This window comes from Bariatricus sp. TF06-38A (genome assembly GCF_027690675.1).
GTDB lineage: Bacteria > Bacillota > Clostridia > Lachnospirales > Lachnospiraceae > Allocoprococcus > Allocoprococcus comes.
In genome coordinates this window covers 1-25,490 of sequence record NZ_JAQFCE010000030.1, presented here as the reverse complement: position 1 = coordinate 25,490, position 25,490 = coordinate 1, and the positions used below count along the sequence as shown (strand labels likewise).

At 41.3% G+C, this 25,490-nt stretch carries 36 protein-coding genes, 1 tRNA gene and 1 pseudogene; 7 read left to right on the top strand and 31 right to left on the bottom strand.

The genetic code is table 11. The annotated features are described in order from the left end of the window. The 25 genes from PG418_RS16700 to PG418_RS16580 form a co-directional block, all read right to left on the bottom strand. Positions 1-1,350 carry a phage capsid protein gene (locus tag PG418_RS16700; RefSeq protein ID WP_498837730.1) on the bottom strand — a complete coding sequence of 450 codons (1,350 nt, stop codon included), beginning with the start codon at positions 1,348-1,350 and terminating at the stop codon, positions 1-3. After that, positions 1,343-2,671: a PBSX family phage terminase large subunit gene (locus PG418_RS16695; RefSeq protein WP_498837729.1), complete on the bottom strand. Its 1,329-nt coding sequence runs from the start codon at positions 2,669-2,671 to the stop codon at positions 1,343-1,345. Before PG418_RS16695 ends, PG418_RS16700 begins: the two co-directional genes overlap by 8 nt. Continuing rightward, complete coding sequence (locus tag PG418_RS16690; RefSeq protein WP_498837728.1) at positions 2,646-3,113, bottom strand: hypothetical protein; 468 nt, start codon at positions 3,111-3,113, stop codon at positions 2,646-2,648. The genes PG418_RS16695 and PG418_RS16690 overlap by 26 nt, the downstream gene beginning before the upstream one ends. 30 nt (positions 3,114-3,143) lie before the next feature. After that, positions 3,144-3,215: transfer RNA gene (locus PG418_RS16685), tRNA-Met, on the bottom strand. Positions 3,216-3,252: 37 nt separating this feature from the next. Then, the gene (locus tag PG418_RS16680; protein ID WP_498837727.1) at positions 3,253-3,912 is read right to left on the bottom strand and encodes a hypothetical protein; all 660 of its coding nucleotides are present in this window, start codon (positions 3,910-3,912) and stop codon (positions 3,253-3,255) included. A 181-nt stretch (positions 3,913-4,093) separates the two neighbouring features. Continuing rightward, entirely contained in the window at positions 4,094-4,576 is a 483-nt protein-coding gene (locus PG418_RS16675) for a hypothetical protein (protein WP_498837726.1), read from the bottom strand. Continuing rightward, complete coding sequence (locus tag PG418_RS16670) at positions 4,554-4,754, bottom strand: hypothetical protein (RefSeq protein ID WP_055247283.1); 201 nt, start codon at positions 4,752-4,754, stop codon at positions 4,554-4,556. Before PG418_RS16670 ends, PG418_RS16675 begins: the two co-directional genes overlap by 23 nt. 11 nt (positions 4,755-4,765) lie before the next feature. Beyond that, positions 4,766-4,990, bottom strand: coding sequence for a DUF551 domain-containing protein (locus tag PG418_RS16665; protein WP_498837725.1), 225 nt, complete (start codon positions 4,988-4,990; stop codon positions 4,766-4,768). Then, a complete protein-coding gene (locus PG418_RS16660) occupies positions 4,980-5,528 on the bottom strand; it encodes a hypothetical protein (protein WP_498837724.1) in 549 nt (182 codons plus the stop codon). Before PG418_RS16660 ends, PG418_RS16665 begins: the two co-directional genes overlap by 11 nt. Further along, complete coding sequence (locus tag PG418_RS16655; RefSeq protein ID WP_498837723.1) at positions 5,518-5,862, bottom strand: hypothetical protein; 345 nt, start codon at positions 5,860-5,862, stop codon at positions 5,518-5,520. The genes PG418_RS16660 and PG418_RS16655 overlap by 11 nt, the downstream gene beginning before the upstream one ends. Next, a complete protein-coding gene (locus PG418_RS16650; protein WP_498837722.1) occupies positions 5,849-6,031 on the bottom strand; it encodes a hypothetical protein in 183 nt (60 codons plus the stop codon). Before PG418_RS16650 ends, PG418_RS16655 begins: the two co-directional genes overlap by 14 nt. A gap of 51 nt (positions 6,032-6,082) precedes the next feature. Continuing rightward, entirely contained in the window at positions 6,083-6,703 is a 621-nt protein-coding gene (locus PG418_RS16645; RefSeq protein WP_498837721.1) for a hypothetical protein, read from the bottom strand. A gap of 72 nt (positions 6,704-6,775) precedes the next feature. Further along, a complete protein-coding gene (locus tag PG418_RS16640; protein WP_498837720.1) occupies positions 6,776-7,528 on the bottom strand; it encodes a hypothetical protein in 753 nt (250 codons plus the stop codon). A 79-nt stretch (positions 7,529-7,607) separates the two neighbouring features. Beyond that, on the bottom strand, positions 7,608-8,516 hold the full coding sequence (locus PG418_RS16635) for a radical SAM protein (RefSeq protein ID WP_498837719.1): 909 nt from the start codon (positions 8,514-8,516) through the stop codon (positions 7,608-7,610). Between the two features lie 105 nt (positions 8,517-8,621). Next, on the bottom strand, positions 8,622-9,464 hold the full coding sequence (locus PG418_RS16630; RefSeq protein WP_498837718.1) for a DUF4373 domain-containing protein: 843 nt from the start codon (positions 9,462-9,464) through the stop codon (positions 8,622-8,624). A 20-nt stretch (positions 9,465-9,484) separates the two neighbouring features. Next, the gene (locus PG418_RS16625) at positions 9,485-9,919 is read right to left on the bottom strand and encodes a RusA family crossover junction endodeoxyribonuclease (protein WP_195196634.1); all 435 of its coding nucleotides are present in this window, start codon (positions 9,917-9,919) and stop codon (positions 9,485-9,487) included. Positions 9,920-10,030: 111 nt separating this feature from the next. Beyond that, positions 10,031-10,771, bottom strand: coding sequence for a hypothetical protein (locus tag PG418_RS16620; protein WP_498837717.1), 741 nt, complete (start codon positions 10,769-10,771; stop codon positions 10,031-10,033). Between the two features lie 14 nt (positions 10,772-10,785). Next, entirely contained in the window at positions 10,786-11,241 is a 456-nt protein-coding gene (locus tag PG418_RS16615) for a hypothetical protein (RefSeq protein ID WP_118199388.1), read from the bottom strand. A gap of 23 nt (positions 11,242-11,264) precedes the next feature. Beyond that, on the bottom strand, positions 11,265-12,200 hold the full coding sequence (locus PG418_RS16610; RefSeq protein ID WP_498837716.1) for a recombinase RecT: 936 nt from the start codon (positions 12,198-12,200) through the stop codon (positions 11,265-11,267). A gap of 3 nt (positions 12,201-12,203) precedes the next feature. Further along, positions 12,204-13,097 carry a DUF1351 domain-containing protein gene (locus PG418_RS16605; RefSeq protein ID WP_498837715.1) on the bottom strand — a complete coding sequence of 298 codons (894 nt, stop codon included), beginning with the start codon at positions 13,095-13,097 and terminating at the stop codon, positions 12,204-12,206. 17 nt (positions 13,098-13,114) lie between these two features. After that, positions 13,115-13,771, bottom strand: coding sequence for a YqaJ viral recombinase family protein (locus PG418_RS16600; protein WP_270203929.1), 657 nt, complete (start codon positions 13,769-13,771; stop codon positions 13,115-13,117). A 16-nt stretch (positions 13,772-13,787) separates the two neighbouring features. Then, positions 13,788-13,922 carry a hypothetical protein gene (locus PG418_RS16595; RefSeq protein ID WP_270235161.1) on the bottom strand — a complete coding sequence of 45 codons (135 nt, stop codon included), beginning with the start codon at positions 13,920-13,922 and terminating at the stop codon, positions 13,788-13,790. 28 nt (positions 13,923-13,950) lie between these two features. After that, the gene (locus PG418_RS16590; RefSeq protein WP_498837714.1) at positions 13,951-14,208 is read right to left on the bottom strand and encodes a hypothetical protein; all 258 of its coding nucleotides are present in this window, start codon (positions 14,206-14,208) and stop codon (positions 13,951-13,953) included. A 28-nt stretch (positions 14,209-14,236) separates the two neighbouring features. Further along, positions 14,237-14,467, bottom strand: coding sequence for a hypothetical protein (locus tag PG418_RS16585; protein WP_498837713.1), 231 nt, complete (start codon positions 14,465-14,467; stop codon positions 14,237-14,239). Then, entirely contained in the window at positions 14,445-14,681 is a 237-nt protein-coding gene (locus PG418_RS16580) for a hypothetical protein (RefSeq protein ID WP_498837712.1), read from the bottom strand. Before PG418_RS16580 ends, PG418_RS16585 begins: the two co-directional genes overlap by 23 nt. Positions 14,682-14,926: 245 nt before the next feature. On the opposite strand from PG418_RS16580, the gene PG418_RS16575 reads away from it, so the two are divergent. Together PG418_RS16575 and PG418_RS16570 are read left to right on the top strand one after the other, a co-directional pair. Beyond that, positions 14,927-15,535: a hypothetical protein gene (locus tag PG418_RS16575; RefSeq protein WP_195370898.1), complete on the top strand. Its 609-nt coding sequence runs from the start codon at positions 14,927-14,929 to the stop codon at positions 15,533-15,535. A 261-nt stretch (positions 15,536-15,796) separates the two neighbouring features. Further along, on the top strand, positions 15,797-16,123 hold the full coding sequence (locus tag PG418_RS16570; RefSeq protein ID WP_243034482.1) for a hypothetical protein: 327 nt from the start codon (positions 15,797-15,799) through the stop codon (positions 16,121-16,123). Here PG418_RS16570 and PG418_RS16565 read toward each other — a convergent pair. Together PG418_RS16565 and PG418_RS16560 are read right to left on the bottom strand one after the other, a co-directional pair. Beyond that, positions 16,120-16,308 (bottom strand): hypothetical protein, encoded by a 189-nt coding sequence (locus PG418_RS16565; protein ID WP_498837711.1) that lies wholly within the window; start codon positions 16,306-16,308, stop codon positions 16,120-16,122. The two genes, PG418_RS16570 and PG418_RS16565, sit on opposite strands and share 4 nt — an antisense overlap. Before the next feature lie 84 nt (positions 16,309-16,392). Next, a complete protein-coding gene (locus PG418_RS16560) occupies positions 16,393-16,593 on the bottom strand; it encodes a helix-turn-helix domain-containing protein (protein WP_195370902.1) in 201 nt (66 codons plus the stop codon). 130 nt (positions 16,594-16,723) lie between these two features. Between PG418_RS16560 and PG418_RS16555 the strand changes: the two genes are divergently transcribed. From PG418_RS16555 to PG418_RS16535, 5 genes and pseudogenes are all read left to right on the top strand, one after another. Then, positions 16,724-17,239, top strand: coding sequence for a helix-turn-helix domain-containing protein (locus PG418_RS16555; protein ID WP_195371701.1), 516 nt, complete (start codon positions 16,724-16,726; stop codon positions 17,237-17,239). Positions 17,240-17,280: 41 nt separating this feature from the next. After that, entirely contained in the window at positions 17,281-17,745 is a 465-nt protein-coding gene (locus PG418_RS16550) for an ImmA/IrrE family metallo-endopeptidase (RefSeq protein ID WP_195488852.1), read from the top strand. Positions 17,746-17,792: 47 nt separating this feature from the next. Beyond that, on the top strand, positions 17,793-18,290 hold the full coding sequence (locus tag PG418_RS16545) for a hypothetical protein (protein ID WP_498837710.1): 498 nt from the start codon (positions 17,793-17,795) through the stop codon (positions 18,288-18,290). A 208-nt stretch (positions 18,291-18,498) separates the two neighbouring features. Beyond that, positions 18,499-19,890, top strand: a complete 1,392-nt coding sequence (locus PG418_RS16540) for a recombinase family protein (RefSeq protein ID WP_498837709.1) — start codon at positions 18,499-18,501, stop codon at positions 19,888-19,890. Between the two features lie 17 nt (positions 19,891-19,907). Continuing rightward, positions 19,908-20,711: pseudogene (locus PG418_RS16535) on the top strand (ABC transporter substrate-binding protein); the annotation flags it as partial. A 78-nt stretch (positions 20,712-20,789) separates the two neighbouring features. Here the strand turns inward: PG418_RS16535 and PG418_RS16530 are convergent. The 4 genes from PG418_RS16530 to PG418_RS16515 form a co-directional block, all read right to left on the bottom strand. After that, entirely contained in the window at positions 20,790-21,494 is a 705-nt protein-coding gene (locus PG418_RS16530; protein WP_044998726.1) for a DUF975 family protein, read from the bottom strand. A gap of 79 nt (positions 21,495-21,573) precedes the next feature. Further along, positions 21,574-23,397 (bottom strand): ABC-F family ATP-binding cassette domain-containing protein, encoded by a 1,824-nt coding sequence (locus PG418_RS16525; protein ID WP_346997765.1) that lies wholly within the window; start codon positions 23,395-23,397, stop codon positions 21,574-21,576. 260 nt (positions 23,398-23,657) lie between these two features. Continuing rightward, entirely contained in the window at positions 23,658-25,040 is a 1,383-nt protein-coding gene (locus PG418_RS16520) for an NCS2 family permease (protein ID WP_022220236.1), read from the bottom strand. Positions 25,041-25,220: 180 nt separating this feature from the next. Further along, on the bottom strand, positions 25,221-25,490 hold a 270-nt coding region (locus PG418_RS16515), incomplete at its 5' end, for a putative PEP-binding protein (protein ID WP_498837708.1).

Here is a 25,490-nt window from a genome sequence, read left to right as displayed (position 1 = left end):
CTACTCCATCACCTGATTCTGCTCTGGTAGTTTTGCTTTTGCAGTTTCTTCATCCTCGTTGTACCATTTCATCCGGTATTCCAACAGACTCATAACCCCCATGCTTACATCCTGCCGATCTTGCTGTCGTTCCGATTCTTCGTCTGCCAGAATGGAATCATTAAATTCACAGGTAAATTCCACACCGGACATATAAGAACCGTTGTAGAATGCCAAAGCAGTTACAAATCCATTCAGGCACTCTTCCAATTTCCCCTGAATTGCAGTTACACGATTGTATTTCCTTGTCTTTGAAGCAAGCACCTCAGTAGCTGTCTTATCTACCTCCTGTGCATCGGAAAGATCTCCGTAGGCAAGGCCTACATTGAATTCGATTTCCCGTTTGTATTCTTCCAAACCTCTTCGGAAGGCTTCATCTCGCATCTCTGGAGAATATTCTTTATACAGTTCCTTATCTTTTCCATCATCAAGATTCAGCCCTTTATACAGGCGTTTCTTTAATCTCGGTAAATAGGTCTTTCCACCGCTCTTCTTCAAAGCTCTCTCGTCAATATGGATTGCACGTTCTCCGGAATCGTACTCCCAGTCCAGCCGAGCGCTCTGAATATCTGCTTTTCTGATCAGGTTCTCTGCGGACTCATAGATCGATACACCACAAGCGGATCCGTCCACCCTATTCTCAATCGGGTTTTGATAATATCCAAAATCCATCTGAACCATCCCTGGATAAATAACCGGTCCCGGAAGAATGTTCGCCCATTCGACCACCTCTTCCAGACCGCAGATCTGCCCGATATCGCTCTGACTCTGCGAATGATAACATTTATTCTCAATCGTCAGGTTCCCATTGGTAAAATAATGCCTCTCGACTCTGGTGTAATAGTCGTTTTCACCAACACTCTTCACTACCAGGAAAGCAATATCATTCGGAGTACCGCTATCATCAAAGCTGATCGGAATGAATTTGTCCGCTGCAACATACTCTGCCTTATCCGGACCCAACGGTCTGAGGACCATTGCTCCAAGTGCAAGACCGGTCTGCAGCTTCTTGTTCATATCTGACAGACTCTTCTGAAGAACCGCATCCATATTGTCGTTATTCAGGATCTTGGCTTCCATCTCCACCAGCACAGAATCCGCGAACTCACGGCAGATACCCTCCTCCAGCTTCAGTGACTCTACGATATCACCGCACCAGTCCGCATTCCCGACCAGCATCTTTTTCCATTTGTTGATGGCATCAATCATGGGCTGTGACAGCGCCACGTCTTTGCCGATTATATTTTTTAATGTCGTGTGATTAAACATGCTCACTATCCTTCCCCATAGTCTTTTTAATCCATCAAACATCTTCCACCTCTTCTATCAGGTCCTTCATATCTCTTTCTATCGTATACTCAAACGCATCCAGACTATCAATATCGGTGCTTCCATCATCCAGGCGCTCATCCTTGTCTGTTACATCTTTGTTCCATACTGCATCTGAAAATGCCGTCTGCAAGGACTTACTATCGTCTGTTGTCCAGAATCTTCCCGCTCCCATAAGCCTTACTGTGCAACGGATCCGGTCAATAATTGCTGCTTTCCTTGCTTTTCTGACTGTGATCCACGGAAACCTTTTTTCTACCGCATTCCGGATAGAATTACCAAGGACGGTTTCTGCGTTGTCATAATAAACAGATTCTACGTTGCAATACTCCACGTAATTACCGCTTTTTGCGATTACTCCGTATTTATCTATTACTTCCTGAACAAAATCACAGAACAGCTCATCCAGCCTATTACTGTCAATATCTTCCTCTGCATCCTTTGCCATAATTCTCTTAGACATTACTGAAATTACATCCGCATAATCATCTGTGTATCCTCTGGCAACAAAAGAATGACCGGACTGATTTCCTCCGAAGTCAAGTCCGATCTCTATCGATACAATATCTGTTTTTTTGAATTGCTTATATTCTGCTTCACTTGCAAGTTCATCCAGCACCTCACATCTGTAAGCATCCGGATTATCTGCAAAACGTTTATAGATCGCTCCTTCTGCACGCTTCCAGAGCCCGAGGATTAACCGGTCATAATAAATCGTCCCCTCATACTCTTTGCAGAGCTCCTCTACATATTTCGGAGGTAAAAAAGGATTGTCAAATATCGTATATTTCTGCAGATAAATATCTAACTTATCATTGTCCAGAAATTCTTTCAGCCAATGTGTCGGATGTTCTGGGTTGCAAGATCCATCAAAACACGAATACGGCTTATCAAGTCGCGATTTCAACATCTGAAATACTTCCTTGTTCCACTTAGCGACCTCATCGCCGTAACAATACTTGATACTGGAACCTTGAATCTTCGCCACCTGACTGACCTTTTCAGCTCCCAGACAATACACCTCTTCACCACAAATATGCGCCATATTCCGGTTATTGATCTGTCCGATCAGCTTGTTTGTATAAATCTCGCGCATTGGCTGCAGCACATTTCGCTCAATCGATTCTTTGGATACACCAAGAATAACATTGAGTCCCGGTTTACCAGTTCTTTCCCGAATACGAAAAGGAACCACAAAAGCCGTATCAACGTAGGACTTTCCAGAACGTACCGCACCAGACTTAATATTCCATCTATGAGTTGCGTTCACAATGTACTCATTCTGTTTCTTGCTTAACTGCATTATCCCGCACCTCTTTCAGGATCTGATCCAGCCGATCAAGTGCTTCATCATTCTCATTTTCACCAGTAATAGCTTCTTTTCTTGCCTTGATCAGTTCTGTATCTGCTTTCTTATTTTCCAGATCTTCCTCGGCTCTGGCGCTTTGTCCGGAATACTGTGCTACAAACTTCGCAGCTTGTGTGTCTCCCGCCAGTGCCATCTTGATCTGCGCCATAAGCAAAGCCGATTCCAGAGTACATTCAACACCAAGTGACTCTAAAACCGGCTTCCATTCTTCGTTATCTATTTTGGCGGTAAGAAGCATATTTAAGGTCTTCCGGAAGTCTGCTTTCCTTCGTCTGACTTCACCGCTTCTTTTCCCTCCGCGAGATTGTATCTCCCGTAGTTCTTCCGTACTTCGCTTGTCAAATCCTTTATCTCTTATGTTTTCATATCCTGCCACTTCACCACCTTCAATTCTGGTTTATTTTAATGGATCATACAGGTATCGAACCTGTGACATTTCGCTTATGAGGCGAATGTTCTACCACTGAACTAATGATCCGAATTTTGCGTATTAGAAAAGCACCCCGAAGGGTGCTTTAATTTCCATTTTTTTTAAAATATTCTTCAATATCATTCATTAAATTATTTATTTTTTCTTTTGTTTCTTTTTTCTGTTCAGGTATCTGGGGAATTGTCTCTCCTTTAATTTCTTTATTTAACATATCTACTAATTTATTAAAACTTTCTGTCGTCTGAACTACACTTTCTTCTAATTCTTTTGCATATAAATATTCAACATCCTTTTGTATCACATCCAACTTTATAACTATTATTTTTGACAGTATTGTTGACTCTTTAAGTTTTTCGTCAAAATCTGGACTTATATCCCTGCTAGTTATACTTCTATATATATCTAGCAAATAAGTCTGATATTTTGCCATTTGTTCTAATAATTCATTGTTGAATATTCGCTTTTCTTCTCGTCGAACCTTCTCCTTCTCAAACTTTAAAGTTTTGTCCAAATTTTTTTGATTATCCTTAACAGTAGCATACATAACTGACAAAGTTATTCCACCACCAATAATTGTTCCAAAATAACTCCCCCAAAATCCAGCCCAGTCATTATTTCCGCACACAGGTAAAACTTTTGTTTCTGAAAGTATGTATGCAAGAAAAGGAATTCCGATAAAGCCTATCGCAACACCCCAACATATATACGTTTTATACTTTTTTATAATATCAGATATCTCTTTCATAGATATATTCCTCCTTGCAAGCAAAATTCATTTCTATAATATCTCTTTTTTCGACATTACGCAACGAAAAAGACACCCAGCAAACCCAAGTGTCTCTTCATGGTTTTAAATACTTACGATCGGAGGAACCATCAAAAATGTCTTACCTTGTTACATTTCATCAATTCCAGTTTATACTCTATCACTTTTTATCGGGACATTGTGGGACATTTTCAAAATATCTTTGAATTTTTTTCTTGATATTCTCGTCCGTGTACCGGATCCGGCGCTTCGGGAACATTTTGTTCATCTGATCTGCAACCTTTGAATACGATAAATCATCCAGAAAATAAAGCCGAAAGATAATCCGCAGTTCACTCTTCTCAATGGATTCTATGTACTCTTCCACCTGGATTGTCATTTCCAGCAGTTCTTCTTCCAGCTCTTCAAGCCTTCTGGTTCTCTTCTTCAACAACTGCTCTTTTCTGGAGATCACACCAACCGGTCTGCCAGTGATCTTCACCGTGCCAAGTGGCTTCTTGCCCTTCTTGCCACATGATACCGAATCCACAACAATTTGTCCATGCAGTTTATCCAATTCTTTCTGGATTTTTTCAATTCTCCGGCGCAGATCCTTAATTTCTTCTTTCATATCCGCGTACTCAATCAAAATGCCCTTGTCCACCGGTATCCACCTCCGCTGTAATGTCATACTTCTTCGCCAAATATTCCGCAACGCTTACGCTCTGGTAAGCCGGTCGTTTAAATCGCTCCAACGCCTTTGCATCATGCCGGCTCTCCAGTTCCTCATAATGCTGCTGCCTGTCCCTCCGCTGCTCTTTTCTGCTTCGTTTCTCCTGCAAATTATCACCTTCTATCCTCTGAACACTTCCGGAAGCGGCATCCACGCCACAACCTTATACGGTTCTCCCTGTTCATCGAACCAGACACCTGTCTGGGAATAATACAATGTTGTTGCCTTATCTGCTCCCTCGATCGTAACCAGGAACTCCGCTACATATGCACTTCTGACATATGATTCTATGAACTCCCGTTGATTCGGAAGACGTTCTGTTGTTGGAATCCATCTATTGCCCATTTCTTTGCACCTCCATCAACTTTCTGATCAACGCAGTCTGGTTTGTTTTGCAATTATGCAGATGCTTATATCCCGGTTCAAGCAGATACTCTACAGTCAGCGTTCCTTCTGGTTCTCCCGGAACATATTTGTTCTCCCACCACTCGTTATAATGCTTATACCCGCAGATAACGATTGCTGATCCATCTGGAAGAATATATCTATAATAAGTTTCCTCTGCCTGCGGAACTTCAAACCATACCGGCCACTCCCGGTATTTCGCCAGAAACTCTTTTCTCTCCTCATTGTTTTTGAGTTTTGGAAGTTCCGGCTGTGCCGCCCTCTCATCTTCCATAGCTGCTTCTACCAATTCTGCATCCATATCCTGAGGTTGCCCAACTTCAATACATAACACCGGATCTTTCTGTCCCTTATCACAGATCATATTTAACTCATACGGTACATATATTTTTCTGTCCTGTGGATTTGCGACAATAACGTGGAGTGCTGCATCATCCTTGAATTCATCCAGATATTCTTTTAATTTCTTATTTTCCATACTCTTGCACCTCTTCATCTGCCGGAAATTTAAAAACAAATGTTTGACAAACGCCCTCTTTAAAAACCGAAGCAAGTCCCTCACTTAACCGTCCAATGCTCTCAGCAACTCCAGATAGTGAATTTCGATTGTATTCACCGTCCATATACTGTTTTCTGCACGTCTCCATAGCCTTAATTGCTTTCTCTTTGGTGGAATATTTCGCCATTATAATAAAATCATTACTTTCCAAATCGGTTAACGAAAATGCAGCTACTGTTCCATTGTCGAAAGCTCGAATCGTTGTTTCCTCATAAGGTAACTCAAACTCTTTATCCTGACTAATGATTCTCATAACTTGATCCACCTTTCGCATCCCATGCGCAAATGTCGCAATCCTCAGGACATACATTTGCCTTTATTGCTCTTCTGCACATCTCCATTTTAAATTCCCTATCATCCTCAATGTCTTTAATAAATCCGAGTTTCCTCAGGATTTTATGAACAAGTGATTCTTTCCTCATTTTCATCCTCCTTTACATAATCCGGGTAATCCTCTGCAAAATCGTATCTGTCTATTCCGTTTTATCTTCAAGCGACATCTCACTGAACCTCTTCAAAACATCAGGAATATTCATTCTCTCGATCGTTTCTTTCGCAAGATTTTCCTTTAATTTCTGTTCCAGTGACTTCACAAGACTTTCTTCCACTTCTCTTTTTGCAGTAGCAATCATATTTACTACTTTTGTACCAAGTTCCTTCTCAAGATATTTACTTGTAAGAAGTTCTGCCATAGACAACACTCTGTCACTCGAATAAGTGGAAGTATTCCCGTGCTTGTCATACCTCTTTTCCGTAGAAAATGCTTCGAATCTCTTTCCAACATATTCAGACAATGGAATGTATTTTACATCACTGCTCCATGAACCTGTTTTTATCGGAATCATGATATTTGCAATCTTTTCTTCCGATACAGTCTTAACAAATTTATCTACAGTATCTTGAATTGTTTCTTCTGCTTCAAGAATCTTATCTGCAATAGCCTTATCCACTCTCTGTACTGCTTCATCTGTTGCTTTTCTAAGAAGTGCATCTTTCACACCTCTTACAACCTGTTCTTTAATTTCTTCATCAATTGTGTATCCGGCTTCCTCGTCTACCCAGTCCAGTTCCACTTCAATATTAAATTTAGCCATTATAATTCGTTCCTTTCTCCTTAAAAATGCGTAAAAAAATACCAACCACCGAATATTGATGGTTGGTAAAAATTAACACAAATAAGCATTATTGCAAAAAGTATTTGAATTGCGTATCTTACATTCTTTACATGTTATTCCGTCTTTGTATCCTATATGTTTGTCAACATCAAAAAGAGTATCTACAACAACTTTTGTTTCCACATTATTGCAAAGTACTTCCATGTCAATTCTTAATTCTATGCAGTTAAATTTCTTAAACATATTTTGTAATTGTTCGTCTTTTATGTCAAAGTTTATGATCACATTTCCCTTATCTTCATACTGAAAATTCACATTCCTCTCACTTTCATAATCTTGGATAATTTTTTTATTTTCTGAACCCGGATAACTCATACCCTTTATTGATAACCCTGTGATTTTCATTTCATTTATCGGAGCATTTGATAAAATCTTGAATTTCATTTTGATAAAAAAATCGTCTCTTTCTATATTCTTCGGATTTGACAATCCAACAACTACATCATAAGACTCGTCCACTATTAATATTGCTTTATTTTCCGCAATTTGCATTCTTTCACTTTGTTCCTTATTAGATAAATATACAGTTATGCTAAGCATAAAAGTAGCACAAAATGTCAATACAGTCCCTACGTATGCCAACATATTTCCTGCTGGAATTGTCACTTGAGTCCATTTTGAATCAGTAGGAATTATATAAACAATATGGATAATCGTTGTTGGAACAACCAATACTACTATAAATATTAATATAAAAAATTTTATCGGATGTTTTTCAAAAAAATGAATAATTTTTCTTAACATTCTTGTATGTCTCCTTTGTCGATACGAAAATTATACCATTCCAACCATCAATGTTCAATTGTCAAGGTGCTGTTTATTTCTAAGCTGTATAATCTTCGAACCGTTCACATGCCATAAATGCGTATCTGGAATTTACCCATCTCTGCATTCTTTTCAGCGGATCACGCTTCTTTAATTTGTATTTGTCGTATATCATCACGTAAGGTGCATATCCCAAATCTCTAAGCGTATATATCCGATCAAGGTCTTGCTCCAATGTTGTATCAAATCCGCACAAGACATACACCGTCATTTTCCGCCTGTCCCATCCAGTCAGCTTTTGAAACATCTGGAATTTCGGTACAATAATGTCCTTATCCTGGTATCTGTCCCATGCAAAATGAATCTGCTTGATCTTCATTCGTTTGATGTATTCTGCTTTTTCTTCTGTCATAATTCGAATATCACAACCTTGCGAGAAATCTATCCAAGACTTACTATCAATAAGCTGTTGACTCAAATCTTTCCAATCTGGGCAAGCGAACATATTCGGATCCAATAGTACGATATTCTTCTGTCCGTTCCAGAACTCAAACAGATCAGCTACCTTATGGCTTTTCTGTCCCTCTTTTTCTTTCACAATACAGAAGTCACAGCCTCTCGGACATCCTCTTGTCAAGAATCCGTAGGCGGTATCTCTACATAGCTCCGGATACAAGCTGTAATCTGGATAGATATGCTCAATTTCGTCCGGCAACGGCTTCCCTCCAGACGGATGCTCATATCCTGTACCACCCTTGATTATTTCTCCGGCACATACCGGATGCGGATAATCAAGGGTGAACGAAAACACCTTGCTCATATATACCATGTCTGGTGGATTTAGCCATGCAGTCAGCGGATCATACCACTCAACCTGATCTCCATTTTTCTTATGCCATGCCGATAATTTCATCAATGGGAGGTTGGGAAAATTGTGTCCGTCTACATCAATTAGTGCTATTCTCAATTGCTCCTGCGTATCATCATTCCTCCTACTTCCCACGCTTAATAATCTTCCGTTTCTTCCTGCTTCCAGTTCTCAGGAACGTACTCCGTTTCCCATTCTTCTTTTTCATCGCTGCATCAACTTCCTTGTAAGATCTGTCATGTCCTCATATTCACGCTCTTCAAAATTCTTAAACTTTCCCTGTTTCTCTGGCTGTTTCTTTACTTTCGGCTTTCTCTTCTGAACCGGATACAGGTTCTTCCATCCGCCAGCTGCAGCTTTATTCAGGATTGCTTTCTGTTCAGCCAGATCAGAGGACAATGATAATAAATCCTCTCTCAAAGCATTTACTTGCTCTTCAGAGATCTCTCCCCAGTTCTGTGATCGGACAAGGAGATAGAACTGAAAAGCTGATTCAAGGGAAGAATCGCTGAAAGCGCCCTTATATACATTACTTTTCTTTACTTTACTTTCCTTTCTATAAAGCGAATCCTCATTTGTCCCTTGCACATCATCATTTGTCGGTTGCACATCCGAAAATAAGCTGACTTTAACTAGACCTTTGCATTCTTCGGGTTTCAAAAGCCAATACTCACCATATACTGTTTTACTCCGCCGCTCGGATAGTACCGCCCAAAAACGACGCTGGATACCTCTACTGGTCAAGATCCCCCACCTGTCAAATAACCCTTTATCAAAAAGATCCACTTGCAGGCAGTAATCCACAGTCTCTTTTACTGTACCGGAACTGATGCCGCCGCCCATCCGCCTTGCTGTCGTTGCACAGTCGTCATAGCCCCATTCATAAAAATATCCATTTACTTTATATGCCCTTTGACACAAAAAGAAGTAGATCCCGAATCCCTTCCATCCTTTTGCATCAAGAAGTTTGTCTATCTTCTTATCGCCATCGAATATGTCAACCGACCATCCGGAATAATCAATTCCTTGTTTTGGTCGTCCTGCCACTTCTTACATTTCCTTCCTTTTTATCCGGTATACTCCTCAACTGTCACATCCAGTCCTTCTACCGCCGAATAACATTTCTTTGCCTGAACCAGCGCGATCTGCGTATCATCGTGATAAGCAACCCCGTTCAGTGCATCTGCTACCACCTTCACAATATTGTCCATATCCGGTTTCTTCAGCGGCAGCTCTCTTCCCTCTAGCATATCAAGCTTCCTTTTCTTCGATACGCTCTTTGGCGGAAGATACCTTGCAATAATCCGGAGCGTCACAGGCTTTTCTCTTTCCAGGAACGCTCCCTTTGCCATCTGCAGATACCGATCTTTGATGAAGTTCTCATACAGAACCGTGTTCTCCGGCGTAGTGGAACAGTGCTTCTTTGTCGATACATTATAATACGTCCGCGCCCTGGCTTTTCCCTGCGGCTTGCCCGGAACTGTAAACATTACCGATGTCATTCCCTTTTGTCCTTTCTGCCGGCACTTACACAACAGATGCTGCATAATGCCGGCTTGCTTTCTTGTTATCAGGTTACGTGTGATATATTATTTTTAAGGAGATGTTATTTTCTACGCGATAATCGTAATGTTGTACTTTTCAAGTTCCTCTGCCAGTTCATATGCCAGATATTCTTTGATTTTCTTCATGGTTGCATTCTTCCATAAACCGCCGTCTGCTTCCACAAGCTTGAAGGATGGTCCACGGTCACTGTCCTGGATCCGGAATACATAACTGCTCTGTGGCTGCTCGATTTCTGCAAAAGTACGATACGGTCTGAGCTTCACCGGATTCGGTACGATCACATCCGTCTTATTTGCAATCCCGCTCTTGATCGTGGTTTTCTGGCTGACACCATCATCATCATAATTCGCCGTTGTTCCTGACTCGATATTTCCGGCAACCTGCTTCAGGACAGTCAGATCATCGGATTCAATGAAGTTTGCCTGCAGCTCGATCAGAAAACGTTCCTGGTCATAATAACGGTCAAACTGGAATTCATTTACAATGGCATCTGCCCTCATAAGCTCCTCCCTGTTGCGTTCGTCCACCAGTCCGGAATACAATCTTACTTCTGTCGGACTGATTACATGCAGAATCATGGTCTCCCGGAGTTCTTCCGGTTTCCCCTTGATATAGTCCACAATGGATGTCAGGGTGTTGACACTCAGGGAATCTGCCTTCGGGAAATAATGGTATCTTGTAAGATTTTTATTACAGTATGTATTACCGTTGATATCAAGCACCTTCGGCTCCATGCTGCCTTCTTTCAGATTTGTGATAAATTCAATTGCTTCTTTTAATCCTTCCATCGTTTTTACTCCTCCTATGCCTGTTTTGCTGTTCTTAAATCAATGACTTTGCCTGCGTGTTCCGGAACTGAATCCGCCACAACTTCTCCAGTAGCTTTATCAATTACTTTTCCATCTACCACTGTAGTTCCTGCTTCTGGTACAACTCCCGGAACGTCCTGTACAGACATCTGTCCTGGAATCTGGTTGCCGATCTCGACTGCTTCCACTTCGCCGGTGCGGAGATCTTTTCCCATGCTCAATGCAGTGACTGCTCCGAGTGCCGGTGCAAGGGTTGTCTTCGTCTGAACTCCGGTTGCAATGAAGTTTCTTTCCTGATTCGGCTTAAATGCGATCGTTACCGTAATCTTTCTCGCTGTGCCGGCATCCGTGTTCGGATCCTGGATGTTCTTCGTTACCTCTTCAATCGCCCGGTTTACCTGTGCGGTAAATGCTCCGTTTGCAAATGTTTCTAAGTTAATGTGCTGCATAATTCTTTTCCCCTTTCTTAAATCTATCCAAAAAATGATGCCTCAATACCCTTCGGATCCGGCTGCTGCGTTCCTGCCGCTGCCGGCTGGTCTTCCTGGACCTCTTGTAACTCCTGATCGGATACCACTCCATCATCTTCCGCCTTCGCTGCATCCACATAGTCTGTCTTTCCGTCCTCATGGATCACTGCCATATCCTTGTCAATAGCATTCTGGAGATCAATACTCATGATTCCCCATTTGCTGATCAGCTGACGGAGCATGGTTTTCAGTGCCATTCCGTCAAAATCCTTAAACCAGAATGAAGAATACTTCCACATATCCTTTTCCGGAATCTTGCCCTGTTCCAATAATTCCAGGGATCTTGCCCCACCGTTTTTATAAAATGCAAAGGAATATTTTTCCGCGTGTGCCAGCATCTTCTTTTTTGACCAGTACAAAGTCTTCCGGAAACCATTCTCATACTCGAACATTGCGAAGTATCCCATGGTCGGAGCTTCCTCCCGGAGGATATCATCATCAATCAGATTAACCTCCACTTCTTCATCCAGAGGATCATACCGGACAAGCTCCCCTTCTTTGATTGCAAGCACATTGAGCTTTTTGTAGTAACCGGAACGGATTGCCAGCTGAATATATCCTTTATATCCAAGCTGGAACTGTGCTTCCTTGCAGCCTTTTTTCTTGTTGTCGAACGGAACCATATAGAACTGGCCAAGTTGCGGGGACGGTGATAAATTCAGTGCCTCTCCGAGTAATGCAGCGTTTACGATACTCGGGCTTGTACACTCCTGCAGCGCCGGTGTACTTTGCACCGCACTTACAATACTGGAAATGAACCTTGTCCCATTCTTTCCACCAACGACCTGATTGATCTGCTTCTTTACTGCATCGTTCTGCAGGTAAACTGATAACTTCATTGACTGATCCTGTCTTGCCAGACTGTTATTTACTGCCATGTCTTATTCCACCTTTCCGAATCGAATCTGATTCTTTAACATATATTCACGGAGTGCCATGATCTGCTCCCTGGTTCCCCATACACGGAAGTCAAGCTGGAATACCGGTTCTTCCTCTTCCGGAATTGAAGCTGTTTCCTCTGCCGAAGCTTCCGGTACAGCTCCAGATACTGCTTCCTTCTCTGCTGCAGGTTCTTCCTTTTGTTCAGCTGCAGTCTGCTGCTTCGCTGCCTCTTCCGCTTCCCTTGCTTTCCGCTCTGCCTCCATGCGTTCTGCTTCCAGCTTTCTCTTCTGGATATCGGCAAGCCTCTGTCCTTCCTGGATTGCCTGGTTCATATCCAGTGTCTTCCGGTAAACTTCCATTGCTTCAAACTTAAACTCCGGAAGCTTGCTGATCGTCACCACATCCGTACCGATCTGGTACATCCGGCTCTTCATCTGCTCTTCGATCTTTGGCAGTGTAACCGTTGCATTCAGCCACTTTTCATCCCAGATCATGTCCAACTTCACAAAGCTCTGGAAACCGATGGACGTAAACAGTTCCTCAATCTCTTCCCGTTTTGCAGCCTTGCGGCGTTCATCAATCTCTCTAATCTGGGAGTCAATCAGTCCGATCGGTTCATCGATCAGAGCTGTGATTTCCTTGACCTGCTGCTCAAACTTGGTGTACGGCTCCATGCAGATATTCTTGACACGCTTCCGTTCGTCCTCAAAAGCTTTTTTCAGCTTGTTCAGATCTGCTCGATCCGCTTTCATGTCCTTGAGCGAATCCTCTGTGTAGGCGATCGTCTTATAGTCCTTTACCTTCTCAGCAATCGCAGCCTTTAATTCCTCGTTGTTCCACAGGATCTGCTCTGTCAGCCAGCTTTCCTGCGGATTTGTAATCCGTAATTCCATACGCTCCTCCTTCTTTTTTAGATCTCCGGAAGTATCAGCGGCGGTTTGCGCCCGCTTTCCACATACTTCCAAAATTTCATTTCTTCATCCTGCAGATAATCCAGATCAGCCTGGACTTCTGCTCTTTCAATAAAATAATGCTTCACCTGTGTCCGGACGTCTGTTCCCCAATTGCTCCGCAAATGCGCCCGGAGGACAACAAACTCATATCCGGTAACAAGCAGATAATGCAGCACCTGAATGTAATAGTTATCCGGGATCCGGTCCTTCCATTTCTCATATTGCATAGACTGCAGAATGTTGGTGGTCTTAATCTCCAGAATCCCTTTCCGGCCGTCCTGATCAACTAGCTCCCCATCCAGAGAAGCCTGCATGAACGGATACTCCAGACTCTGCAAGATCCGGAATTCATGGTGTGTGACCTGATACTGTGGATAATCCAGGCGGAACAGCTCCCTGATGAACTGCTCCGCCTCTTTCCCATAGATCACATAAGGCTTTTCTGAAATGTCTGGTGCAATCCTTCTGCCAGTCTTTTCTTCAAACAGCTCAATATTTGTTTTGTATGGGTTCTTTCCAACCACAGCACTTGCATCACTTCCGCCGATTCCGTTTAACCGCCCCTTCAGCCAGGCTTTTTCATCTTCAAAATCATAGATTTTATAAGGTTCCATCTTTTCCTCACGCTTTTCATATGATGATATATGTATGTTCTGTTCCGTCTATATGCTGTTCTGCCACTTCTACCGCTTCCTCGTAATAACCGAACAAGCCGTAGATCCACCCATCAGAGCATCGAATAATCAATGGTTTCTTCTCCATCATTGCGCCCCCTTTAGGTACACATCTTCTTCTAAAATGGCATATGTTTCAAAAGTATCATCATGGCTTTTCCTGCCATATCCATCGCTTCCTTTGCAACCTCTCCATTTGTTAAAAGTCCAAGTCTTACCGCATGACTAATCAAATCTTTTGCTTGATCTTCGTTGAGTTCGCCTTTCTCCACTATCGTTGTTTTAACGCTCCGGACAGCAATTGATAGATCTGTCATCATACCAGGCACTCCCTCTGATGTTTTGATTTCACATACTCCATTTTCAACTTTGATCATTGACTTTCTCCTCCGATTTTCCTATAATTTAGTTGAGTTTTTTGTTATGTGCGCCACTGGAAGCTGCAACTTCCGGGCGCACTTTTATTGTTTTTACGCCTATCCTATCCAAATAATTTGCCAGATCCGACAAGTATGCGATCGCATTATTCTTGTAATACTCGGATGTACCGTCAACCCTTTCCAGCGACTGCAGTTTGTTGATCATCTTATCGATCTCGCCTACTCTGATGCTCTTACGCTGCTTCTCTTCTGGCATGCTCTCTCGCCTCCCTTATCTTTCTTTTCCTGTTCCGATATTCCAACATCCGGAAGTATTCATGCGCATATGCTCCAACTGCAAACACAGCAAGTCCGAGCACTTCATATAGGTAAAACAACTCCTGTTGTTCTACCGAGCACCCACCAACCATGCACATAAATCCAAATACAATCGCTGTTTTGCTTAATAGCTTCGCCGCCTTATAGAACATCTCTCATCCCTCCTTTGCTTGTCCAACTGGTACCGCTTACGCGGTTTTCTCAATGGTATATGTAATTTTCACTTTTTCCTGTTCTTCCAATAAAGAAATCATCACCTGTATGATTTTTTCGATATCGGGTTTCATGCTTACCACCTACTTTCTATTGAAGTTTATGCGGTGCTGGTTGTACTTATTGATTTGTCCTACTGTTGTCTGGTATAATTTCCGTATCAAATTATGAAAGGATAATCATCATGCTTTCGTTTGTATCAAATATCGATTTAGAAAAAATTATAAATATTTTATTAGAGCCATCTGTCACTCTTACTCTTGGCATCTTTACATTACTAATTAGTCGAAACTCTAATTTATCTACTTTAGCTCGTGAAAGACTAGATAAGGTATACCATCCACTCTTTTTAGAAATCGAACCTTTTTTATACAAAAAAGTATCTCTTAACGACATAAATGCTTTTCTTTCTAAATACTATGAATTAGAAAACTCACATTCTCTTCTTATTGATCCTGTTTTACGTCAAGAGATTCGCTGGCTTGAAAAACCATCTGCTCTGCAAGAGGATAAATATGGCTATAATCAATGGTTCCGAATTTGCGATCAGATTTCCAAAACATATGACAAACTATGTAAACAAGCTCATCTCCCTGTTCGCAGTATTTCTTATCGGATTAACTACAGGCAATATCGTTCAAAAATTCGTATGATATTCGCTCTTATATGGATTGAACTACCAGCAATTGCATTTTTTAGCCTATTACTCGGTTTCGCATCTCCACGTCTTTTAGCTGTTACATATGCATTGTTCTTTTTATTTTTGATGAAGACATTTTTGGATAACTTGTAATACAACGATTGCGCAAAGGAATATAATAGCTACTCTTTCTCTGGGATATCTGTTTATCAGGTATCCCATTATTAAAGCAATTCCAACAATATACAGGACAACCACTATTTCCATCTCATCCCTCCTTACTCTTCCAGAAAATAATCCACGGTTACGCCAAAGTAATCTGCACTCTCTCTTCATCTGTTGCAAATAATTCAGTTTTCTCCTATACTTTAAATACCGGCACCGCCATGCTGAGTAATTATAAAAGGAGACACTATGATGCAACTCACAAACGATACATACAGAATTCTTCGTCTTATCTACGATGAATATCAAAACCGAAGAAAAATCGGTATGTCTAAAACAGAGGCTATTCTCTTTTCTTATCCCTCTGCTCTTCAAACAGAATTTCTTCAAGGAATTCTCGAAGACGATATTGCTGATGCCCTTACCGAATTATCCACAAACGGTTTGATAAAACTTTATTCTGATTTTGGATTTTTACTGAAAGATTCTGCCATTATCTACATGGAAAATCGTTTACAAAATAAAGTGAATCTAATTTTTGACATAATCAGCAAAATTGTATCGATGCTACATTAGTTTTTCTCGCTTATTTTCTGACTATAAAGTTCATCCCTCGTGATTAAAAGTGACCATTTCCCATTGTTGAACTCCAAGTTGCATCGGCTCACCATTGAAAGTGCCTCACCATTTAATAAGCAAATTCCTTTATCGATGTCGATATGAATTGATTTGAAAGGTTTCCTTTCTACTGTCTCAGGCATTTTCTCACCTCCTACTCTGAACTGCTATTTACCGGTACGGTTCTTCTCTCCCTTCATTTACGTCTCCTTCGGTATCTTTATAAGTTACTCATGTGCAAAAAAAATAGACATTGGATCGTCCATATGTAATTCATCAATCATAATTTGAATTTCATCACTACCAAACACGCCATTTTTCATCTTTTCATAGAATGTTTTTGGTGTAATACCTATCATTCTTGCAACATCTGTTTGAGATAATCCATTTTTTGCGATTATCCCTCTTAATTCATCAGTTTTAATCACATTTTCACCTCCGTATCTTTAAAAGTTACTTTTAGTATATCACATTTATGTAACTTGTCAAGCTATTTTTGTTGCATTCATAACATTTTTGTGCTATTATTAAGTTACTTTATAAAAGGAGGAAAAATATATGACAGTTGGAGAAAGAATAAAAGAACTCCGCACTAAGCTTAACATGAGTCAAGTCGAGTTTGCTGACAAAATCAATGTATCTAAACAAACACTTTATAAATATGAAAATAATATTATTACAAACATTCCATCTGATAAGATTGAAGCGGCCGCTCAACTTGGAAATGTTTCTCCTGCGTATTTAATGGGATGGGATATTACAAGTAATATTCAAGAATCACAACCTATTTTACTTGGATCTGAGCTGAATAAAATATTTGAAAAACTTTCTAAAGAATATAAAAAGCCAAAAGAAGATTTAGTATCATTATTTTTCTCATATGACTTAAATCATTTACCTGAATCATTACGTATGCTAAATGAGAAAAATATTCGCTATGTATTAGATGAACTTACGAGTGCTCCGTCTGAAGCAACCACTCTCGCCGCTCACTTTGACGGAGAAGAATATACAGAAGCGGAAATGGAAGAAATCAAAAATTTCGCTAGTTTTGTGAAAAACAAAAGAAAATAGACTTTGGCATTTTTCTAAATTTACTTATGGGAGGTGCTAATTTGAATAAATTTGAAGAATTGGAAGACGTAGCTTATCAAGATGGTGTCGATGTTTTAAATTACCGTTTTGAAAGCAATAACATAAAAGGACTGTATTGCGATGGTGTTGTAGCCATCCGAGAAGACATGACCATTCCGGAAAAGACCTGTGCTCTTGCCGAAGAACTCGGGCATCACGAAACATCTGTCGGAAATATCCTCGATATGACATCTGCTGCCAACCGAAAACAGGAACGTCAGGCAAGATTTTGGGCGTACAACAAGCAGATCGGTCTGTTCGGACTGGTACGAGCCTTTGAGCATGGCTGTCAGAACCGGTTTGAAATCGCTGAATACCTGGAAGTGACAGAAGAATTTCTGGAAGAATGTATTGAATGTTACAGGAATAAGTACGGGATTTGTAAGCGGTTAGATAATTATGTGGTGTATTTTATACCGCAGTTGTCGATGATGAAATTGGTATAATCGCATATGCGATTATATAGAAACACTTTATATGAGGAGGAAAAATTATGAAAAAGAAACTTGTAGCATTGGTTCTGATTGGAAGTATGGCACTGTCATTTACAGCCTGTGGCAATAGCTCCGATTCATCAAAAGAAGCAAAGGAATCATCCAAGAAAACAGAAGCATCTGCTGAAACTCCAAAAGAGGAAGTAAAGGAAGAAGTCAAAGATCCTGTTGTGCTTACTGGAAAATGGGAGTACAAAGATGATGACGGTACTTGGATGCAGGCAGATATTACAGAAGATACCATCACAATAAACTGGATTATGGATGAGGGGAATACAACTGCTGTTTACTGGGTTGGAACCTATACTGCTCCTACAGAATATTCTGAAGAATATACTTGGACATCTACCAGAGACAAAGAAGCAACCGATTCCGCTCTTCTCGCCTCTCTGGACGATACAAAAGAGTTTTCTTATTCCGATTCAAGCAAGCAGATTACCTATCAGGTAACAGTTTCCGGAATAACAAAAACTATAACCCTTGATCAGACAGAATAATATAAATAAAAGAACCGCTCCTGCGCCAACAGGAACGGTCAAGCGATGAAACATACGCCAATATGTTTCTAATTAAGTTCTCCGAAGAGATACTCAAACTGCAAATATATTGTATCATCTTCGGACAGCCATCGCAAGAGAACAAAAGTTCTCAGGCTGTTATTTTTATACTCATTTTTACGTATATTGAAGAGAAAGGTGATATAATATGCCAAGTAAAATTGAACGCTGCGCCATTTACATCCGTGTGTCTACCGCTGAACAGATGATGCATGGTAAATCCTTGGAAGCGCAAAAGCAATACCTGACCAATTACGCCAAAGAACATAATATGACCGTTGCTGGAGTTTATGCTGACGAGGGTAAAACTGCCCGTAAAGAATTAAAAAAGCGAAAAGCCATACATGCCCTGCTTGAGGACGTAAAAGCCGGAAAAATTGATGTGATCATCTTCTGGCGGATTGACAGATGGTTCCGTAATCTGTCTGATTTTTATAAGGTCCAGGAAGTCCTTGACGATAACAACGTCCACTGGATCAGCACCAGTGAACCGGGAATCAATATGGAAACCAGGGATGGACGGTTGCAGCTGAATGTAGTCCTGTCTATTGGCCAGAATGAAGTGGATACTACCAGCGAACGTATCAAATTCGTAAATGAAGCATCTATCCGGCAGGGAAAACTGATCTTCGGTGATGTGAATATGGGGTACGGCTACAAATCTGGAATCATTGATGGAGTAAAACGCATGGTAAAAGATCCAGATCGGGAAGACACTGTAAATGCCTTTTATCGTTTTTTCTTTAAGCACCATGCAAAAGGGCTTTCCATGCGCTATATTCAGGAAAATTATGATCCGGATTTTACATGGGCGAATATGCGAACACTGCTGTCGAGTGAATTTTACAAAGGAACCTATCGCGGGATTCCATACTGCCCTGCTTACCTGACAGAATCTGAATGGAACAATCTGCAGGAAATACAGAACGCAAATGTTAAGCGTGCTCCTTCTGGCCGGATTTATCTTTTCAGCGGCATGATAAATTGTCCGATTTGTGGACGCAGGCTTAGCGCAAGAGGCGGTTCGTCCATTATCAACAGGAAAACCGGTGCCAAAAAAGTATACTGCTATTACCGATGCAATAAAGCTTTCATCGATCATAAATGTTCTTACAGACATATGGTTAGTCAGAATCTTATAGAACGATACCTGATTGATCATCTGGAATACGAATACAATAAATTTAAAATAAAATGTGAAAAAATTGAAAAGGAACAAGAAAAAAAGAAGAAAATTCAGACTCCTGAAAAGCTCCAGAAAGAATTAGAACGATTAAATCTTCTCTTCCAGAAAGGAAGAATCGAATGGGATTATTACAGCAAAGAATATGATCGGATTGAAAACGAACTGAATGAATTGTTAAATGTGGCTCCGGAATTAGAACCTGATTATGCTTATCTGGAAGAGCTGCTGAATACAGACTTTAGAACAATGTACTACAATTTAACCCAAGAAAACCGCAGAGCTTTCTGGCACTCCATTATCCGGGAGATTCACCTGAATACTGATCATACCGTTGACTCTGTTGATTTCTTATAGCGTCTTGTACTAACTGGTTGACTCCGTTTGGGGCGGATAAAGTTATGACCGCCGTCCTCTCCGGTGAGGCAGATATTGGCTTTATGGGAAGTGAATCTTCGATTTATACTTACCAGGAGGGTGCAAATGATGTCGTCAAAAACTTCGCGCAGCTTACGCAGCGCGCCGGAAACTTTCTGGTCGCACGTGAAGAAATGCCGGATTTTTCATGGGATGATCTGAAAGGAAAAGACGTTCTTGGCGGAAGAAAAGGTGGCATGCCGGAAATGGTCTTTGAATACATTTTGAAAAAAAACGGAATTAATCCACAGAAGGATCTTTCTATCAACCAGAGTATTGATTTCGGTTCAACCGCTGCTGCATTTTCCGGTGGGCAGGCAGACTATACCATCGAATTTGAACCGAGCGCTACTGCCCTTGAAGCGGAAAATTCCGGTTATGTCGTTGCTTCTCTCGGCGTTGATTCCGGCTATGTCCCATACACCGCCTATAGTGCCAAAACAAGTTATCTGAATGCTAATCCGAACATCATCCAGAAATTCACCAATGCCCTGCAAAAAGGAATGGATTTCGTTCAGTCCCATACTCCGGAAGAGATTGCAAAAGTCATTGCACCACAGTTCAAGGAAACCGATCTCGCTACAATTACAACCATTGTCAGCCGTTACTACGAACAAGACACCTGGAAATCGAATCTGATCTTCAACGAAGAAAGCTTCAATCTGCTGCAGGATATTCTGGAAAACTCCGGTGAGCTGAAAGAGCGTGTTCCTTATGAAGAACTAGTTACGACTACCTTTGCGGAGAAGGCCGCCCACTAAATAAAAGCGCAGACGCTTCATTTTAAGCCAGCGTCTGCGCTCTATTCTTACATTTTAAAATTTATCCTTCTGAAACTCTTACCGGATATATCCCTCCTGATAAGCCTTCTGCTTATTGAATGTGTACATCTCCGCAAAGGATGCCTGTACATACGGATTTACATAAAAAATTGCAAGAAGTCCACAGGTAACCGCACTCAGCAGATACCATCCAAGGAATGACAGATCCATGATAAATGCTTCCATTTTTTCTCCATCCATCATCTGTTTACTGATCTGGAATGCTTCTTTGTAATCCATTGCCGGATTCTCAGCAATAATATATGGTACCATCAGATATTCATAATGCTTAACGATTCCAGGTACCACCAAAAGCAGACTCCAAAGTGTAGTAAATAAATCTCTTAAAAACATGGTAAGAACAATATTAACATAATGTCCGGAACGGAAACCGTCAAGCAATGTTCCGATTCCCGGCTGTGCAGTCTGGTTCAGGATAAAGAACCGGTATCCACCCATTTTCAGGAGATTACCTACAAATACTTTTGCCACAAGGACAATCAGTATTACTACCGTTGCGATTCCTGCAAGCAATCCGGTAATCATTCCCACATTAAATAAATTTCCACTATATATATCTGAATTCTCACTTACCCGTCTTGCACTGGATTCGCCAGAGACTGTGCCAAAGATTCCCATCAGAAGCGCAACTACAACGGCTGACACATAATTCTTCTTAAATGCCATATTACCTCTCATTTTAAGTTCTGCTCTATTCCACATCATATACCTCTCCTCCTTCGAATACATTGATATGATTCTCACTACCTATACTTTATCATCTGTAAATCGGTCAATCACTTTACTGATTTTCTATCTGCTCAGCAAGATCATTCAAGTACACCCATCTGTCCATCTTTTCTTCCAGTGTTGTCTCTGTTTCTTCTTTCTCTTTCATAAGTTCGGACAACTTCACGGAATTGGTGGCATTCTTAACCATCTCCCGATCCAGCTTTTCGATCTTCTCTTCCAGCTTTGCGATATCCTCATCAATCGTCTCGTATTCCCGCTGTTCTTTATAAGAAAATTTCAGCTTTTTTTCCCGCTGCTTCCAGGTCTTTTTGCTGTCAGACTCACCGGTCTGTGCAGAAGCTGCATCTGACATATTTTCTGCAATTGTCTGTCCGTCTTTCGGTTTTTCAAGCTCCACACGGATCAGATAATCGGAGTATCCACCTTCCGACTGGCGGATTTTCCCACCTCCATTAAATGCAAAAATACGACTGACAGTACGATCCAGGAAGTACCGGTCATGGGATACAATCAGAATAATACCATCAAAATGATCCAGATAATCCTCCAGGATTGTCAGCGTCTGGATATCCAGATCATTGGTTGGCTCATCCAGGATCAGTACATTTGGTGCTTCCATCAAAACACGTAGTAGATAAAGTCTTCGTTTCTCGCCTCCGGATAACTTTTCAATCCTCGACCACTGCATTGCCCCGTCAAAAAGAAATCGTTCCAGCATCTGGGACGCGGTAATTTTCCCGTCAGAAGTTGCAATGTACTCACCTGCTTCTTTTACATAATCAATGACACGCTCGGATTCATCCATATATTCATTCTCCTGCGAGAAATAGCCAATCTTGATTGTCTGTCCAATTTCAATAGTTCCGACATCCGGTTTTATGATCCCATTGATAATCTTGAGCAGCGTCGATTTTCCACATCCATTATGTCCAATAATTCCGATTCGGTCTTTCTTCAGAAAAATATAAGAGAAATCTTCGATCAGCTTCTTTTCTCCATAAGATTTGCAGATTCCGGAAAGTTCGATTGTTTTATTCCCCATACGGGAAGCCACAGAATCCAGCATTACTCGCTTTTCTTCCTGAATATCTTTCATTTCCTGCATAGCATGAATCCGGTCAATATGCGCTTTCTGTTTGGTACTTCTCGCCCTTGCGCCGCGGTGTAGCCATTCCAGCTCCGTACGCAAAAGGCTTTTTCTCTTACGTTCTGTGGCAAGCTCCATGTTCTGACGCTCGGCTTTCAGACGCACAAACTCGGAATAATTGCCTGGATAGTTATATAATTTCCCATGATCAACTTCCACGATACGATTTACCACACGGTCCAGGAAATAACGGTCATGCGTAACCATCAGGATCGCTCCCCGGAACTGGATCAGATATTCTTCCAGCCATTCGGACATCTCATTGTCCAAATGGTTCGTCGGTTCGTCAAGGACCAGAATGTCTGCCGGTGTTAAAAGTGCCCGGACAAGTGCCACCCTTTTCTTCTGTCCGCCGGACATATGCTCAATCTTTTCAGCATAATCGGTAAATCCAAGCTGATTCAGCATAGACTTTGCTTCTGCCTCGATCGTCCAGCGGTTCAGCTCATCATAATTTCCTTCTGTTGCCGCACGAAGAATTGTTGTTCCTGCTTCAAATACCGGCGTCTGCGGAAGATAGCAGATCTTCACCTGATTCCCCATGCTGATCGTTCCGGCATCACTTTCTTCGATTCCGGCAACGATTTTCAGCAAAGTGGATTTACCCATTCCGTTGACTCCGATCACACCGATTTTTTCATTTTTATTGATTCCAAATCCCACATCATCCAGAAGCACACGATCCGTATAGGCTTTGGATACATGTTCCATTGTCAGTAAATTCATATATTTTCCCCTGTGATTCTCTGTTTTGTCTTTTTCCATTATAGCAATTTGTACGGGTCCTAGTCAATCCAAAGTATCTCACCCGGCACCGATTCTGACACGCAAAAAGCACAAAATCCTATCCGTTACCGGACAGTCCCTGTGCTTTCACATATCCCCATATTCTTTTTATCTTATGATATGAGTGTCAAAAATAAATTTTGCCGCTCACTGGTGTAATCAGATTGCTCCATTGCTAAACAATTCCCGCAATCCTCATCTTATAAGAAAATATATTTCAGGATAAACAGTATCACCAGTACATACATCAGTACACTGATCTTCTTTTCTTTTGCTTTTCCTGTAAGTACGTTGATTACTACATAAGAAATCACTCCCATGGAAATACCTTCTGAAATACTGTAGCAGAATGGCATTGCCGCGATACAGATAAAGCACGGAATTCCTTCGCTGTAATCACTGAAGTTAATTCCTGCCACATTGCTCAGCATATAGAAGCCGACGATGATCAGTGCCGGAGCTGTCGCAAAGGACGGAATTGCAAGAAAGATTGGTGATAAGAAAAGGGAAATTCCAAACAGGATCGCTGTTGTCAGGGATGTTAAACCTGTACGTCCTCCTTCTGTTACACCAGAAGCACTCTCTACGAATGTTGTTGTTGTAGAAGTTCCGAGTACTGCTCCAACTGTAGTTGCAACCGCATCTGCCATCAGTGCCCCTTTGATTCTCGGAAGCTTTCCGTCTTTGTCAAGCATGCCTGCCTTTGTAGATACACCGATCAGAGTTCCGAGTGTATCAAAAAGATCTACGAAAAGGAATGCAAATACTACAACAACGAATTCCAGTGAAAATACATTCTTAAAATCAAGCTTTCCAAATACCGGTGCAAGGCTTGGAATTGCGAGTCCGGAACTGAAATCCGGAAGCAGACTGTAGAATCCGATCTCCGGATTCGGTACATAAAGACCTGCTATCTGGCAGATGATTCCAAGTATCCATGTGATCAAGATCCCCCAAAGGATATTTCCTTTGATGTTCTTAATCACCATGATTGCTGTGATCAGCACACCTATGATTGCAAGAAGTACAGTAATTCCAACGTTATTGAAGCTTGCTTCCACTCCATTTGCCTGATTATATGCATCTACGGAGAAGAGCTGTACCAGAGTAGATCCTCCGACAACGATATTCGCATTCTGAAGTCCAAGAAATGCAATAAATAATCCGATACCAACGCTGACTGCTGTCTTAAGACAGGTTGGAATTGCATTGAAGATTGCTTCTCTGACATTCGTCAGGGAAAGAATAATGAAAATAATACCCTCTGCAAATACTGCAGTCAGTGCAGTCTGCCATGAGTAGCCCATACCAATTACTACAGTATAAGCAAAGTAAGCATTCAGTCCCATACCAGGTGCAAGTGCAAATGGATAATTTGCAAATGCTGCCATACACAGCGTACCGATCAGTGATGCAAGTGCTGTTGCAGTAAAGACTGCCCCCTGATCCATACCCGCTGCGGAAAGAATGCTTGGATTTACTGCCAGGATATACGCCATCGTCATAAATGTCGTAATACCTGCAAGAATCTCAGTTTTGACGTCGGTGTGATTTTCTTTAAGCTTAAACACCTTTTCCAACATATTGTTTTCCTCCTGCTGTTTGTCTTGGATATTCCCTCTCTCTCCTTAAAATATCCTCGTACTATTTTCTTGTAGCAGAGAATATTTTAGCAAAAAAAAGAGAGAAAGTAAACACATTACTTTCTCTCTGATTTCTAACTCTTATTCGCTATTACTGTTCATAGTAGCTGTATACCGCAACTATTTGCTCTCTCTGATCTTCTTTCTGAGCGGAAGTACCATTGCAGGGGATACGGATAATTCGTCTAATCCCATGCTTAAGAATTCTTCAGTCAGTTCGAGATCAGCTCCGAGTTCGCCGCAGATTCCGATCCATTTGCCTTCTGCGTGGGCATTTTCAGCTGCCATGCGGATCATTGCAAGGACTGCCGGGTGGTGTGGATCGTAGAAGGCATCCAGCTTTTGGTTCTGACGGTCGATTGCCAGCGTGTACTGGGTCAGATCATTGGT